This window comes from Nonomuraea sp. IBHARD001 (assembly GCF_056106265.1).
In genome coordinates, this window is sequence record NZ_JBWBBW010000002.1 from 8,901,122 (window position 1) to 8,916,683 (window position 15,562).

Here is a 15,562-nt window from a genome sequence, read left to right on the forward strand (position 1 = left end):
GTGTCCCCGGACGAACCCCACACGGGTACGGCGAGCACGGCCGGGCTGGAGGCGGGCACCTATGAGGTGTTGCGCGCCCGCCTGGCCACGCAGGCCGCCGCGCTCGCGGCCAGGGCCGAGGCGGTCAACGCCGATCGGCTGCGCGAGTTCGGCGGCGCGGAGCTGCGGCTGATCGGCTCGGAGCGCATCCGTACCGAGAACAACTGTGTGCCGCGCGACATCGTCTCCGTCGGCGAGACGATGGTGTTCGGCTACAACGTCTTCATCGGGCTCAAGCCCGAGACGACGGTCGGCGACGTGTTCGCCGCGCACACCTTCACCAGGGACGGCGACACCTTCAGGTTCGACGAGGCGCGGTCGATGGAGGCGCTGCGCGATCCCGCGTTCGTCAAGGACTTCGCCGAGCTCTACAGGTACTACAAGGAGACGAGGCTGCTGCAGCTTCGTCGCCTGGACGGCAAGCTGCTCGCGGTCTTCCAGACCGGCCCGAACGACACCCGCGTCCTGCGCTGGACGATCACCAAAGACGGTGTCACGAAATATCAGGACAGCCGGGGGGAACGCGATCACGTCTTCCCACCGTCGCACGACTTCGAGTGGATCCCGGCCACCCGTGACGACCACGTGCTCGGCCGGCACCCGCACATCTCGATCGAGGGCGAGGTGTTCGTCGAGACCGTCGGCGGCGACCTCACCATCAAGATCGAGAACAACACGGAGTCAGGCGAAGGCATCTACCGCGAGCCGGTCAGCGAGCCGCTGCAGAGCCTGGCCGACGCCGACGTCGAACACGCCAGGGTCGGGCCGCTGATCCTGCTCAGGGTCAGGCCGTACAAGGAGAGCGAGTGGCGGCACCTGGTGTTCAACACCAGGACCAAGGCGGTGACCAGGCTCGACGGCATCGCCCTCGCCTGTCAGCGGCTGCCCGAGGACCAAGGGTTGATCTTCCCCGGCGGGTTCTACCTGTCGACGGGGCTGGCCAGGACGTTCGACACCGATGTGACCGACCTGGAGTTCGAGCGGGTCGTGCGCTCGCCCAACGGCGAGGACGTGCTGTACGTCTTCCATGCCAAGGGCGAGGGCCGTTCGCTGCTGCTGCCGTACAACGTCATCAGGAAGCAGGTCGCCACGCCGATCCCCTGCCACGGGTTCTCGCTGTTCGACGACGGGACGCTGGTGGTCTTCCGCGCCACCTCCGACGAGCCGACGCGCGTGCACCCGATGCAGGTCTGGCAGACGCCCTACACCTCCGACACCTTCGCCGCCGCCCAGCCGGTCGGCACCGGGCCGCTGGCCAGGATCGGCAATGCCGAGCTGGTCAGAGGTGTCTCCGACTGCCTGTCCGTGGCCAGGATGGGCGAGGAGATGACCGCGTCGGCGGCCATGTTCGAGGCGCTGATCGCCGCGTGCGCCAGGGCGTTCGACCACTACCACTGGCTCGCCGAGCAGGGCCTGCACGAGCCGCTCGCCGCCGTGCGCACCACCGCCGAGCAGGTGCTCGACGAGTACGAGAAGGTGGAGAGCCTCACCCGCCAGGCCGCCGATGCCCTGCGCGGCGCCCAGGAGGAGACCACCGCGCTGATCAGGCAGGCCAGGGGCGAGACGCTCACCAGCGCCGACGCCTGGGTGGCACGCCTGGCCGCCATGCGCAGGGCCCAGGGCCGCCTGGTGACGTTGCGCGAGACGCGCTACCTCGACACCGCGGCCCTCGACGCGCTCGGCGCCGAACTCGCCGAGGAGACGAGCTCGGTGGGTCGCCGTGCGGTGACCTTCCTCGAAGGCGCCGAGGCGTTCGCCGGGTACCAGGCCGAGGTCGGGCAGCTGGCCGCCGAGGCCGCCGCCCTGGCCACGGCGGCGCAGGCCGGGCCGCTGCAGGAACGCATCGGCGCCCAGTCGGAGGGCCTTGAAGTCGTCACCGAGGTCGTCGGCTCGCTCGACATCGGCGACGCCACCGTGCGTACGGCGATCCTGGAGCGCATCGGCGAGGTGCTCGGCGGGCTCAACCGGGCCAGGGCCGTACTGGAGGGTCGCAGGCGCGAGCTGCTCGCCACCGAGGGCAGGGCCGCCTTCGCCGCGGAGTTCGCGCTGCTCGCCCAGGCGATCACCGGGGCGCTGGCGATGGCCGACACGCCCGAGCGCTGCGACGAGCAGCTCGGCAGGCTGATGCTGCAGCTGGAGAATCTGGAGTCGCGGTTCGGGGAGTTCGACGACTTCCTGGCCAAGCTCACCGCCCAGCGCGAGGACGTCTACGAGGCCTTCTCCGCCCGCAAGCAGGCGCTGCTCGACGAACGGGCCAGGCGGACCGACCGGCTGGCCGCCTCCGCCGAGCGCATCCTGACCAGTGTGACCAGGCGGGTGGGCACACTCGGCTCGCTCGACGACGTCAACACCTACTTCGCCGCCGATCCCATGGTGGCCAAGCTGCGTTCGGTGGCCGAGGAGATGCGCTCGCTCGGGGACGCGGTGCGCGCCGAAGAGCTGGCCGGCCGGATCAAGGCCGCCCAGCAGGAGGCGGGACGCTCGCTGCGCGACCGGCTCGACCTGTTCTCGGCCGACGGCGAGACGCTGCGCCTGGGGCGGCATGCCTTCGCCGTCAACACCCAGCCCATCGACCTCACCCTGGTGCCGTCCGGCGGCGAGATGACGTTCGCCATCACCGGCACCGACTACCGCTCGCCCGCGCCCGCCGCCTTCGCCGACACCCGTCCCTTCTGGGACCAGCTCATCGTCTCGGAGAGCGCCGAGGTCTACCGGGCCGAGCACCTGGCGGCGACGCTGCTGGAGGCGGGCGTCGAGAGCGATCTGCTCACCGCCGTGCGCAAGGCCGCCGAGGAGCGCTACGACGAGGGGTACGAGCGCGGGGTGCACGACCACGACGCCGCGGCCATTCTGGACGCGCTGGTCAGACTCGCGGCCGGAGCGGGGCTGCTGCGCTATCCCCCGGCCGATCGGGCCGCGGCGCAGCTGTACTGGGCCCATGAGCTGGACGACGTTTCACGTAAAACATTCTCCACACGGGCTTCTGCGCTCGCACGGGTCAGATCGGCTTTCGGGGCGACGCCCGCCTGGGGGCTCCTGTGCAACGAGCTGGAGGCGGCGATCGGCTCGCCAGGCGGTCTCGGCGGGGAGTACCTCGCCGAGGAGCTGAGCTCCTCCTCCGCCGGATTCGTCACCAGCAAGGCGGCCAGAGAGCTCATCGACCGGTTCCGCAGGCAGCTCGGCCCGGCCAGGGTGCGCGAGTTCGACGACGATCTGCGCCTGCTCGACCTGCCCGCCAGGCGGCAGCTCGCCGAAGCCTGGCTCGGCGCGTTCGAGCCCGGCCATCCCGAGCTGGCCGAGGCGGTCGCCGTCCTGCTGTGCGACCTGCCCAGGCACGACAGCAGCGCCACCCTCACCGAGACCGTCTCCGGCCTGCTCGGCTCGCACCCGAGGATCAAGGACAGGCAGCTCGTCCTCCGCCTGGACGAGACGCTGGCCAGGACCAGGACGTTCAGAGTGCGGCAGGTGCCCGCCTTCCGGGCCTACCAGAAGCGCAGAGCCGAGCTGGTCGAGGCCGAACGCGAGCGGCTCAGACTCGGCGAGTACCAGCCCAAGGTCATGAGCGCCTTCGTCCGCAACCGCCTGCTGGACGAGGTGTACCTACCGCTGATCGGCGACAACCTGGCCAAACAGCTCGGCGCGGCCGGAGCAGGCAAACGCACCGACCAGATGGGCCTGCTCCTGCTCATCTCACCGCCCGGGTACGGCAAGACGACGCTGATGGAGTATGTCGCCAGCCGCCTCGGCCTGCTGTTCGTCAAGGTGAACGGGCCCGCGCTCGGGCACGGCGTGACCTCGCTCGACCCGGCCGACGCGCCGGACGCCACGGCCAGGCAGGAGGTGGAGAAGATCTCGTTCGCCCTGGAGTCGGGCAACAACACCCTGCTCTATCTCGACGACATCCAGCACACCTCGCCCGAACTGCTGCAGAAGTTCATCTCGCTGTGCGACGCCCAGCGCCGCATCGAAGGCGTGTGGAACGGCCGTACCCGGACATACGACCTGCGGGGCAAGCGCTTCGCCGTGTGCATGTCGGGCAACCCGTACACGGAGTCCGGTCAGCTCTTCCGTATTCCCGACATGCTGGCCAACCGGGCCGACGTGTGGAACCTGGGCGACGTGCTGTCGGGCCGGGACGAGCTGTTCGCACTCAGCTATCTGGACAACGCCCTCACCTCCAACGCCGTGCTCGCCCCGCTGTCCACCCGGGCCAGGGGCGATGTCGAGCTGCTGGTCAAACTGGCCAGAGGCGACGAAGGCGTACGGCAGGACCAGCTCGCGCACGCCTACTCCAAGGTCGAGCTGGAGCAGGTCCTCTCGGTGTTGCGCAAGCTGGTCCGGGTGCAGGAGGTCGTGCTGGCCAACAACCGGGCCTACATCGCATCGGCCGCCCGCAGCGACGAGTCGCGCACCGAGCCGCCGTTCCGGCTGCAGGGGTCCTACCGCAATATGAACAAGCTGGCCGAGCGCATCGTGCCGGTGATGAACGACGCCGAACTCGAAGCGGTGATCGACGACCACTACGCGGGCGAGGCGCAGACGCTCACCACCGGCGCCGAGGCGAACCTGCTCAAGCTCGCCGAGCTCCGCGGCCGGCTGACCGAGGAGCAGGCGGCGCGCTGGGCGGCGGTCAAGGCCGCCTACGTGCGCGGCCTGGCGCTCGGCGGCGGCCAGGACGACCCGATGACCCGTGCGGTCGGCGCGGTCGGCCTGCTCGCCGACCGCATCTCCACCTCCATCGACCGGGCGGCCGACCGCTTCACGGCATCCTGACGCCCGTCGTCGTTCAGGCCGCCTGCCGCTCCTCCAGGCGGCCTGCTTCCAGGTCGAGCCTGCGGCCCTCGAACGAGGCCCGCAGGCGGCGGTCGTGGGTGACCACGACCAGGGCTCCGGTGTAGTGGGCCAGGGCCTGCTGCAGGTCCTCCACGAGGGCCGGAGACAGGTGGTTGGTCGGCTCGTCCAGCAGGAGCAGGTCATACGGGCTCGCGACCAGGCGGGCCAGTTCGATCCTGCGGCGCTGGCCGACCGACAGCTCGCCGACCCTGAGCGCCAGGTCGGCCGGGCCGAACAGCCCGGTCGCCAGCAACGCGTCGGCATGCTCGTCCAGGTCGCCCGGCCGCCCCTCGGCGTAGGCGCGCAGCACCGAGCGCCGGGGGGCGAGGACGGCCTCCTCCTGGCGCAGGAGCCCGGCCCTGCCCGCCACCCGCACCGCACCGGCGTCGGGGGCGAGTTCACCGGCCAGGACACGCATGAGCGTGGTCTTGCCCGCGCCGTTCGGACCGGTGACGAGCACGCGTTCGCCGGGTGCGATGCGCAACCCCTCGATGTGCAGCCGCCTGCCAACCCTGACCCCGGCCAGCTCGGCCAGCACGCCGCCGAGTCCCGGTGTGGCCTGCTCCAGGTCGGCGGTGAAGCTCAGCGGGCGCGGCGGAGGCGGCACCGGGTTGGCCGTCAGCGTCTGCAGCCGCTCCTTGGCGTTGCGGATCCTGCTCATCGCCCCGTGCGCCCGCGACCTGGCCCGGAAGGCGCCCGCGCCGCTGAAGGCCGCGGGGGCCTTGCGCGGGATGGCGCCGAGCCTGGTGATGTTCGACTCGGCCAGGCCGGTGTGCCGTTTCACCTCGGCCTTCCACTCCGCGTGCGCCACGGCCCAGCGCTGGCGGGCCGCCGCCTTGGCGGTGAGATAGCCGCCGTAGCCGTTGCCGTAGCGGCTGACCGCGCCCCGCTCCACCTCGAGGACGGTCGAGGTGATGCGTTCGAGGAACACACGGTCGTGCGTGACGGCCACGACCGTGCCCCGGTGTGCCCGCAGGTGCTCTTCGAGCCAGCCGACGGCCTCGTCGTCGAGGTCGTTGGTGGGTTCGTCGAGCAGCAGCAGTTCGGGTGCGGACGCCAGGGTCGCGGCCAGGGCCAGCCGTGAGCGCTCACCGCCCGACAGGGCGCCCAGCCGTCGCCGCCTGTCCAGAGCCGGAAGGCCGAGACCGTGCAGGGCGACGTCCACCCTGGCGTCGGCCTCGTAGCCGCCCCTGGCCTCGAACGCGGTGACCAGATCGGCATAGGCGGCCAGCCCGGCCTCACCGCTGTCGGCGAGCGTCGCCTCGGCCGTACGCATCCGGGACTCCAGCTCGCGCAGGTCGGACAGGGCGTCGTCGATCACATCGGCCACGGTCGCCGTGAGCGGGAGTCCCAGGCTCTGGCCGAGATGGCCGATGCCGCCCGGCGCGACGACGGTGAGCTCACCGTTGTCCGGGCGCTCGACGCCCGCGATGAGCCTGAGCAGGGTGGACTTGCCCGAGCCGTTGTCGCCGATCACGCCGATCCGCTCGCCGGGAGCGACGCTGAGGCTGACCTGGTCGAGCACGACACGGGTGTCGTAACGCTTGGTGACATCGAAGAGGGAAAGGTGTGATGGGGCACGCATAGCGAAACCACCTCCGGATTCTCGTCATCGGATCGATGGCGGGCCGCACGGCGGAGCATCGCTCGACGCCGTCGCGGTCGTGAGAATCACAGGAAGTACAGACACATGGGCATGACCATAGGCATGGTTAGGGCCGATGTCCAGTGGATATTCGGTCGGCCGCTCCCTCCTGGAGCAGGTTCGCCCTGGTCAGGAAGTCGACGACAGTGGCGAGTTCGGCATCGGAGTAGCGGGTGAACAGCGCCTGCCGCCCGTGCGCCAGGTCGGCGGCGACCTCGGCGAACCCGGTCAGCCCGTCCGGCCCCGCCTCGACGATGACCCGGCGCCTGTCCCTGGGGTCGCGGCTGCGCCGTACCAGCCATTTGGCCTCCAGCCTGTCGACCACTCCGGTGACCGAGGCCGGGGCCAGGCCGCTGCGTTCGCCGATCTCGCCCGCTGTCAGGGGTCCGGCGGCGCGCAGCAGGTCGAGCACCCGCTCCTCCGAGCCGCCGAGCCCGATCCAGGCGCTGACCTCGCCCCGGTACCGCACGGCGGCGGCGTCACTCCTGCCCATGGCCGAGACGAGTTCCGCCATGAGCGCTTCGCGGGATTGTTTCGTTCGCACGAAGGAAACAATAGCGATCTTGTCGACTAGCATCGAGGCATGGACGAGCCCCAGCGCTTCGCACTGCCCAACGGCCGCGACCTCAGCTGCACCGCCTGTGGCAACGAGCTGTTCCATCGGGCCAAATGGAAGCTCCAGACGACCGGCATGACGTTCTTCGGCATGGACTGGGCCAATCGTGATGCCACCTGCATGGTCTGCTCCTCCTGTCGCCACATCCACTGGTTTCACATCTGACTGCCACCTCTTTCCATTTGTTGTGGTGAATGTGGAGAAACGGCCGCCACTTTCCAGATAAGTGCCCATACTGGAAAGTGCTGGCCAAAGGGCGTCATCGGAGTACGATCATGCGGAAAACCCCCGAACGCATGACACCGGAGGAGGGGCCGAACGCAGCCCAGTTCCTCCAGCTCACGGCCGTTGACTTCAACGGCGTCTACGCGGTCCACCTTGCCGCCAAGGAAGAGCGCCTCAAGATGACCAGGCTCGCCATGAGCCTGCTCGCCACCCCCTTCGCCGCCACGATCGCGCTGGCGAGCACGAAGGTGCTCGACCCCGGCGCCCTGACCGCGTGGAGCACGGTGCCCTGGTACCTGTTCGCCCTGGTCGCGGTGTTCGGGCTGCTCACCACACTGCCGTTCCTGCGGCTGATCGAAGCGGTGAACACCCACGCCAGGACGGCCAGGGCGATCAACAACTTCCGCCTGCTCTACATGACCAGGCTGAAGGAGCACTTCGACGACGCCGGCTGGACGCAGAGCCTGCCCGTCGATCCGCACTACCCCGAGACCTACGCCCCGCTGGCCTGGCCCGGTGTCAATGTCATGATGCTGGCCCTGGCCAACGGCGCCTACCTGTCGGTGGGCGTGACCGGTCTCAGCGGCGCGAGGCCGCACTGGCTCCTGGTGGTGACGAGCGTGCTGCTCGTCGCCCTGGTGCACTACCTGGTCTACTACGTGCGCTGCAATGTCACCAGGCGCCGCCGACTGCCCCACAACCCCTACGGATTCACGAATACGGAGACGTGATGCCCGACCCCGACGCGACGGCGGGGATGCGACAGTGGAAGTCCTGTGGGGAGGCATGGATATGGCTCATGCGCCATGTCTGGACGACCGGCACACCAGCCGACGACGACAGAGGCCCGGTCCTTGAGGCCCCGGCCGTACTCTTCGAGATCACCGATGTGCGATCGGACGACCCGATCCTGACCCGGCACGGCGAGGCGGACAGGACGGCGCTCTACGCGCGCAAGTTCACCGAGAACGAGATCGTCACCCCCTTCAAGTACAGCTACGGCGCCAGGCTCAGGCCGCAGATCGGCTGGGCCGAGCAGATCCTGCGGCGCAAGCCGTACAGCAAGAGTGCGTGGATCTCGCTGACGCGGCCGGGCGAGCCCTGTGACGCGGTGCCGTGCCTCAGTGCGATGGCCGTCAGGATCAGGGACGGCACGCTCGTGCTGACCGCGGCCTTCAGGTCGCAGAACGCCTTCACCAGCTATCTGAACTACGTGCCGCTGAGCGGCGTCCAGGCGGAGATCGCACGCGATCTCGGCCTGCGGCCCGGCCCGATGCGCGTGTTCGTCGACGTCCCCCACCTCTACCTGTCCGACCTGCACGAGGTACGGCAGGTCATCAGGCCGGGCGTCAAGCCCTCTGCAAGCGGTCATGACTACCTTGAGGGGAATGAAGGCCCGAATTTCGGAAATATCCACTTACCTTCCTGAGGCGACCCTGACCAGCGCCGAGGTGGAGGCGAAGATCGTCGGATGGCGTCCGCCGTCCGGGATCGTCGAACGCCTGACCGGCATCAGGCGAAGGCACGTGGCCGCACCCGGCCAGCAGGCGTCCGACCTGGCCGCGCTCGCCGCCGCCGGACTCGACCTGAACGGCGTCGATCTGCTGATCTTCGGGTCGGCCTCCCAGGACATGGTCGAACCCGCGACCGCACACATCGTCAGTGCCAAGCTCGGCCTGTCCTGCCCGGTCTTCGACGTCAAGAACGCCTGCAACAGCCTGCTCAACGCCTTACAGGTGGCCGAGGCGCTGATCAGGACCGGCGCCCATCGCAAGGTGCTGGTGTGCACCGGCGAGACGCCGTCGCGGGCCGTGCGCTGGCACGTCGCGGATCGGGCCCAGTTCGTCGACTCCTTCGCTGGGTACACGCTGTCGGACTCGGGAGCCGCCCTTCTCGTCGAGGCCGACCAGGCGCGGGGCGTCTTCCACCGCGAGTTCAGCGCCGACAGCACCGCATGGGCCGTCGGCACGCTGCCCGGCGGCGGATCGGCGCATCCGCGCGACCCGGAGTACTCCTACTTCAGGGGCGACGGGCGCAGGCTCAAGGAGGCCTTCGAGCGCGTCGGGCCGGACCTGTTCCTCAACGCGCTCAAGCGCACCGGCCTGACCTGGGACGACTTCGCCGTCGTCGCCGTGCACCAGGTGGCGATGCCCTACCTCGACTTCCTGGCGGGCACGCTCGGCATCCCGGCCGAGCGGCTGGTCACCACGCTGCCCGAGCACGGCAACTGCGCTTCGGCCACACTGGCCCTGCAACTGGCCGAAGGCGGCTGGAACAGAGGAGACAGGGTGGCGTTGCTGGGACTCGGCGGCGGCATCAGCATGGGCGTCATGCTGGCGGAGATGTGAGCGCCTCCGGGAGAAGAGGAACGGCAATGGATCTGTGGGTCGTGGTGCCCGCCTACAACGAGGAGGCCGGCATCGCCCACACGCTGCGCGCACTCCACGCCCAGCAGGACCGCGACTTCAGGCTCGTGGTCGTGGACAACGCCAGCACCGACGCCACCGTCGAGGTGGTCAGGTCCTGCACCGACCTGCCGATCGAGATCGTGCACGAGTCGCGCAAAGGCACCGGCGCCGCCTCCGACACCGGCATCAGGCATGCCATCGCACGCGGCGCCACCCACCTGGCCAGGACCGACGCCGACTGCCTGCCACGCCCCGACTGGACCCGCAACATCCGCAGGGCCTTCGACGACGGCCTCGAACTCGTCGGCGGCAAACTACGCGCCCGCACCGACGAGTTCCCGCTGCGCTTCTGGGAGCGCCGCCTCATCCCCGCCCTGGTCGAGACCGCCGCCTTCTTCGGCAAGGTACGGCCGAGCAACCGCTCCCCCGACTACCTGGGCCCGTACGTGATGATGCCGGGCGCCACCCTGGCCATCACCGCCGACCTCTACGAACGCACGGGCGGCTTCCCCCGCACCGCGATCGAGGAGATGCACGAGGACCGCGAGCTGGTCAACCGGGCCCGCAGGCTGACCGGCGCCTACGCCTCGCGGCGCGACGTCGTGGTGTTCGGCTCGGTGCGACGGCTGCGCGCCTACGGCCTGGTCGGGACCCTCGCCTGGTACATCGACCACCACTACAGCCCCGACGTGGTCGACATCAGATGAGCCCGCTGTCCGGGGAGACGCGGCTGCACCTGGCCGCCCATCCCTTCGCCTATCCCCTGCTGCGGCTGCTGGCCAGGCGCGGGCCCGTCGTGCGGGCGCCCGGACTCGGCGTGGTGGTCAACGACGCCGTCGTGGCCCGCGAGGTGCTCATGGACGGGCGGTTCCGCAAGGACGGGCCGGGCTCGCCCGGTGATCTGTGGACGCCAGTGCTCGGGCCTTCGGTGCTGCTCAACATGGAGGGCGACGGGCACACGGCACTGCGCCGCAAGCTGGCCCCGCTGTTCACCCCCGCCTCGGTCGCCGCGCTGGTCGCCGACGTGCTGGCCGGGCCGCTCGGCACGCTCGCCGAACGGCTCGACGCCGGGGCCGAGGTCGACCTGGTCGACGCCATGCGGCTGATGGCGGGCGCGGTCGTGTGCCGGGTGATCGGACTCGGCGAGGTCGGGCCCGAGCAGGCCAGGCGGCTGTTCGAGGACGGCGAGCGCGTGGTGTCGATGGTCTCCCTGCGTACCCGGTCGCTGAACCCGCGGCAGATCGGCGTCGCCAGGCAGGTGCTCGACCGGATCGGCGACATCGCCGAGGCCGCCTACCACGCGGGCGACGAGTCGACCGTGATGGGCCGCATGCGGGCGCTCGGCCTGTCGGCGGCCGAGGCGAGGGGCGCCGCTGGCGCGTTCTTCCTGACCGGCACCGAGACCGTCGCCACCTTCGTGCCCCGCCTGATCGCCCTGCTGCACGACCACGGCACGGCCACGGCCGATCTGCCGCTGGACGCGGTGATCGACGAGGCCATGCGGATCACGACGCCCACGCCCGTCATGTTGCGCTCGGTCGCCGAACCCGCCACCGTTGGCGGTGTCGCCGTGCGACCCGGGGACCGGGTGGTGATCGCCACCCATACCTGCGCCCGCGCACACGGGCCCTTCGACCCCTCGCGGGGGCATCCGCCCGAGCTGCGGCTGCTCTGGTTCGGGGCCGGGCCGCACTTCTGCATCGGCTATCCGCTGGCGATGGCCGAGATCAGGGCGGTGGCCTCGGTGCTGGTGCCGCGCGAGCCGCGGGTGACCCGGCGGCGCGCGGCCAGGGGTGTGCTCCTGCCGACCTACTCAGAGTTGTGGATCACGATGAGATGACCGACATCGTCACCGACATCCTGGCCGCCGCCTCCTGTGCGCCTTCGGCCACGGCGGTCATCGGGGCCGACGGCTCGACGCTCACCTTCGCCGGACTGCGTGAGCGGGTGCTCGCCGTCGCGCACGCCCTGCGGCCCGCTCGCGCCGAGCCCTTCACCGTGCTGTTCGCGGTCAGGCCGGGCCCCGACGCGGTGGCGCTCGCACTCGGCGCGGTGGCCGCGGGCGGCACGCTGGTGCTGGCCGATCCCGGTCTCGCACCCGGTGTGCTGGAGCGCCGGTTGGAGCTCACGCGGCCCTCGTGGGTGCTGGCCGAGTCGCTGCTGTACCTGTTGAGCGGGCCGTTGAAGCGGGTGGCCAGGCGCAAGGGGCTGCATCTTCCCGCGCTGGCCGATCCGGTGCCCGGCACGCCGCCTCGTCACCTGCACACCGGGCCGTGGCTGCCCGGCGTGCCGCGCGGCGCCGTGAGCCTGCGCGCACTGCCCAGGGCGGACGCCGAGCCCGGCCGGGTACGCCCGGGGCAGCGTGCGGTCGTCGTCTTCACCTCGGGCACGACCGATGCGCCCAAGGGCGTCGTGCACACCAGGGGCTCGCTCGCGGCCGGGCTCGCCATGTTCCGCGCCGCCGTGTCGGTCGCGCCCGGCGACGTCGTGCACACCGACCAGCTCATGCTCGGTCTGGCCGCGCTCACCACCGGGGCCACCTGGTCGCTGCCCGGCGCCGGGCCCTACGCGGAGGAGCTGGCGGCGCGGCGGGCCACCCATGCCTTCGCCGTGCCCGTGCACCTGGACAGGCTGGCGGAGACGCCGCTGCCCGCCACCCTGCGCTATCTGCTGCTCGGCGCCGCGCCCGCCCCGCCCGCCGTCCTGCGCAAGGCGCTCGCCCTCGCGCCCGGCGCCGAGGTGCTGTCGGTCTACGCGATGACCGAGGCCCTGCCGATCGCCGTCGCCTCGGCCCGCGACAAGCTGGCCCAGCCGTACGGCGACCTGCTGGGCGCACCGCTGCCCGGCGTGGGGCTGCGGCTCGCGCCCGACGGCGAGCTGCACGTCAGCGGAGCACACCTGGCACACGGCTACCTGGAGCAGGGTCTTCGTGAGCAGGGTCTTCGTGAGCAGGGTCTTCGTGAGCAGGGTCTTCGTGAGCAGGGTCTTCGTGAGCAGGGCGATACGCCGATGGACGAGGTGGGCACCGGCGACCTGGCCAGGCTCGACGCACGGGGCCGGATCGTGCTGCTCGGCCGCAAGAAGGACATGATCCTGCGCGACGGCGTGAACATCTACCCCGGCCTGTACGAACAGCCGATCGCCGCCCTGCCCGGCGTGCGGGAGGCGGCGATCGTGGGGCTCGCCGATCCGCGCACCGGCGACGAGGAGGTCGTGCTCGCCCTCGTCACCGACGACGGCTACGACGAGCAGGTGCTGCGCAAGGCCCTGCCCGACATCGTGGACGCGGCGGCGCTGCCCGACAGGATCGAGGTGCTCGGCGCACTGCCGAGGGCCGGGCGCACCGACAAGCTGGACCGCCGTGCGCTGCGGCTGCTGCTGGGCGGGAAGGGCTCGTGAGGGTCGCGGTGACGGGCGCCTCCGGATTCGTCGGCGGCGCGGTCTGCCGGGCGGCGGTCGCACGCGGCTGGAGTGTGCTCGCCTTCGGCAGGCGGGCACGTGTGGACCCCGCGCACGTGGGCGGCTCGCCGTACCGAAGGTGGGATCTGCTGGGCGGGAGCGCGCCCGGCGGGCGGGTGGACGTGGTGGTGCACTGCGCCGGGAGTGTCACCGACTGGGGTGATCCCCGGGCGATCTGGGCGGCGAACGTCGAAGGCACCCGTGCGGCGCTCGCGGCCTTCCCCGGGGCCGCGTTCGTCCATGTGAGCACGGCCAGCGTCTACGACCCGCGCGTGCCGACCGTGCGGGCGCGCGAGGAGCAGGCGCCGGTGCGCAGGTACGTCAACGCCTACGGCGCGGCCAAGGCGTCGGCCGAGCACGTGGCGGCGCGTGCGGGCGCGACGATCCTGAGACCGCACGCCGTGTACGGGCCGGGCGACACGACGCTGCTGCCGAGGGTGCTGCGCGCGGTCAGGGGCGGGCGGCTGATCGCGGTGGGCGACGGGCGGCAGCTGGTCAGCCTGACCTCGGTCGCCAATCTGGTCGACGCCTGCCTGCTGGCCGCGGAGAAGGGTGTGCCCGGCGCGTTCAATGTGAGCGACGAGGCCCCCGTGGTGCTGGACGACGCGCTCAGGACGCTCCTGCGCCTGCGCGGCATCGCCGCCGAGCCGTGTTACGTGCCGCTCGCGGTGGCCGGGCCGCTGGCCGCCGTGGCCGAGACGGCGTTCCGCCTGGCGGGCAGCGCCGAGCCGCCGAGCCTGACGCGGTATGCCGTGGGGCATCTGGCCGTCGAGCGCACGCTGGACATCGGCAAGGCGCGACGGCTGCTCGGTTACCGGCCGAGTGCCACGTCGTTCGCGGGCGCAGGCACTTGGTGAAGTCTTTCCTCGCCGCGCCCCTTCCTTTGCCCCAGGCACCCGCAAACCGTTACTAATCTGTGACAGGTCTGCTGGAGACGGGGGATGGCGCAGGATGAGTGGCAAAGGCCGTGGCTTCAGCCTCGGGGCGAGCATCGCGATCACCGTGGGCTCGGCCGTGTTGTGGGGGCTCGCACACTTCTTCACAGGCCGGACGCGAACGGGCGCCGTGCTCGCGGGGGTCTACGCCCTGCTGATCGCCGCGGCGCTGACGGCGGCGACCTGGTTCAGGGGGGATCTGCTGGCGCTGGCCGTACAGCCCGGGTGGCTCACCGCGGCGACCGTGGCGGTGTGTCTGGTCGCCCTGCTCTGGTCCGTGGTCATCGTGTGGTCGTATCTGCTCGTCCGGCCGGACGATACGGGTACGAAGGCGGTGTCCGCCGTCGTCGCCGGTCTGCTGTGCCTGCTGGTCGTCGCGCCAAGCGCCTACACCGCCAGGCTGGCCTACGTCTCGCATGACGTCGTCACCAGTGTGTTCGCCTCCGGCGGCAAGGCGCAGCCGGTCGGGCGCGACCCTTGGAACGGGGCCGAGCGGGTCAACATCCTGCTCATCGGCGCCGACGCCGCACCGCACCGGCCCGGCGTGCGCACCGACAGCATGACCGTGGCCAGCGTCGACGTGCACAGCGGCGCGACCGTCCTGCTCAGCCTGCCGCGCAACCTGGAGCACGTGCGGTTCGCCTCGGGCCCGGCGCGCGAGCGCTTCCCCTACGGCTTCACCGGCGAGCCGCCGTACACACCCGGCCTGCTCAACGAGGTCTTCCAGTACGCCGAGGACTACCCGGAGATGGTGCCGGGCCTGCCGTCGGGCAGACGCGGCCCCGCCCTGCTCAAGCAGACGGTCGGCGCCATACTCGGCATCCCGGTCGAGCAGTACGCCATGGTCGACATGAAGGGCTTCGCCGAGATCATCGACGCCATGGGCGGTGTGAAGATCACCGTCAAGGAGCCGATCGTGTACGGCAGGCAGAGCGAAGGCCTGATCCCGGCGGGCACCCGCACCCTGTCGGGCGAGGACGCGCTCTGGTACGGCCGATCGCGCACCAACACCGACGACTACAGCCGGATGGGCAGGCAGAAGTGCCTGCTCAACGCCGTGGCCAAGCAGGCCGACCCGATGACCGTGCTCAACAGCTTCGAGAAGCTCGCGGGCGCGGCCAAGCGGGCGATCTCCACCGACATCCCGCAGGACCTGCTGCCCGCGCTGGCCGAGCTCTCGCAGAAGGTGAAGAGCACCGAGATCAAGAGCCTGCAGTTCGTCCCGCCGATGATCAGCACGGCCGACCCGGACTGGGACCTGATCAGGAACAAGGTCACCCTCGCCCTGGCCGACCGCCCGAAGGCGGCGACGGCGCCCAGCGCGAGCACCGCCGCCCCTCGGCCCGCCGAGAAGAGCACGCCCCGCCACGACACGGTCTCGCTCGACTCCACCTGCGGCTGA

12 protein-coding genes are annotated in these 15,562 nt (G+C 71.0%); 10 read left to right on the forward strand and 2 right to left on the reverse strand.

The annotated features are described in order from the left end of the window. A complete protein-coding gene (locus ACTWNK_RS41920; RefSeq protein WP_474310637.1) occupies nucleotides 1-4,812 on the forward strand; it encodes a DNA repair ATPase in 4,812 nt (1,603 codons plus the stop codon). A 13-nt stretch (nucleotides 4,813-4,825) separates the two neighbouring features. Here ACTWNK_RS41920 and ACTWNK_RS41925 read toward each other — a convergent pair whose 3' ends face one another. Together ACTWNK_RS41925 and ACTWNK_RS41930 are read right to left on the reverse strand one after the other, a co-directional pair. Continuing rightward, nucleotides 4,826-6,457: a TlrC/CarA/OleB/SrmB family ABC-F type ribosomal protection protein gene (locus ACTWNK_RS41925; protein ID WP_474310638.1), complete on the reverse strand. Its 1,632-nt coding sequence runs from the start codon at nucleotides 6,455-6,457 to the stop codon at nucleotides 4,826-4,828. A 127-nt stretch (nucleotides 6,458-6,584) separates the two neighbouring features. After that, nucleotides 6,585-7,061, reverse strand: coding sequence for a MarR family winged helix-turn-helix transcriptional regulator (locus tag ACTWNK_RS41930; protein ID WP_474310639.1), 477 nt, complete (start codon nucleotides 7,059-7,061; stop codon nucleotides 6,585-6,587). Between the two features lie 39 nt (nucleotides 7,062-7,100). On the opposite strand from ACTWNK_RS41930, the gene ACTWNK_RS41935 reads away from it, so the two are divergent. The 9 genes from ACTWNK_RS41935 (at nucleotide 7,101) to ACTWNK_RS41975 (ending at nucleotide 15,562) form a co-directional block, all read left to right on the forward strand. Further along, on the forward strand, nucleotides 7,101-7,298 hold the full coding sequence (locus ACTWNK_RS41935) for a hypothetical protein (RefSeq protein ID WP_474310641.1): 198 nt from the start codon (nucleotides 7,101-7,103) through the stop codon (nucleotides 7,296-7,298). A 110-nt stretch (nucleotides 7,299-7,408) separates the two neighbouring features. Then, the gene (locus ACTWNK_RS41940; RefSeq protein ID WP_474310643.1) at nucleotides 7,409-8,089 is read left to right on the forward strand and encodes a hypothetical protein; all 681 of its coding nucleotides are present in this window, start codon (nucleotides 7,409-7,411) and stop codon (nucleotides 8,087-8,089) included. 68 nt (nucleotides 8,090-8,157) lie between these two features. Continuing rightward, nucleotides 8,158-8,787 (forward strand): thymidylate synthase family protein, encoded by a 630-nt coding sequence (locus ACTWNK_RS41945; RefSeq protein ID WP_474310644.1) that lies wholly within the window; start codon nucleotides 8,158-8,160, stop codon nucleotides 8,785-8,787. Continuing rightward, complete coding sequence (locus ACTWNK_RS41950; protein WP_474310645.1) at nucleotides 8,747-9,706, forward strand: 3-oxoacyl-ACP synthase III family protein; 960 nt, start codon at nucleotides 8,747-8,749, stop codon at nucleotides 9,704-9,706. The genes ACTWNK_RS41945 and ACTWNK_RS41950 overlap by 41 nt, the downstream gene beginning before the upstream one ends. Before the next feature lie 26 nt (nucleotides 9,707-9,732). Further along, on the forward strand, nucleotides 9,733-10,473 hold the full coding sequence (locus ACTWNK_RS41955; protein ID WP_474310646.1) for a glycosyltransferase family 2 protein: 741 nt from the start codon (nucleotides 9,733-9,735) through the stop codon (nucleotides 10,471-10,473). Continuing rightward, entirely contained in the window at nucleotides 10,470-11,606 is a 1,137-nt protein-coding gene (locus ACTWNK_RS41960; RefSeq protein ID WP_474310648.1) for a cytochrome P450, read from the forward strand. Before ACTWNK_RS41955 ends, ACTWNK_RS41960 begins: the two co-directional genes overlap by 4 nt. Then, nucleotides 11,603-13,165 (forward strand): class I adenylate-forming enzyme family protein, encoded by a 1,563-nt coding sequence (locus ACTWNK_RS41965; protein WP_474310649.1) that lies wholly within the window; start codon nucleotides 11,603-11,605, stop codon nucleotides 13,163-13,165. The genes ACTWNK_RS41960 and ACTWNK_RS41965 overlap by 4 nt, the downstream gene beginning before the upstream one ends. Beyond that, nucleotides 13,162-14,082, forward strand: coding sequence for an NAD-dependent epimerase/dehydratase family protein (locus tag ACTWNK_RS41970; protein WP_474310650.1), 921 nt, complete (start codon nucleotides 13,162-13,164; stop codon nucleotides 14,080-14,082). The genes ACTWNK_RS41965 and ACTWNK_RS41970 overlap by 4 nt, the downstream gene beginning before the upstream one ends. 94 nt (nucleotides 14,083-14,176) lie before the next feature. After that, the gene (locus ACTWNK_RS41975; RefSeq protein WP_474310651.1) at nucleotides 14,177-15,562 is read left to right on the forward strand and encodes an LCP family protein; all 1,386 of its coding nucleotides are present in this window, start codon (nucleotides 14,177-14,179) and stop codon (nucleotides 15,560-15,562) included.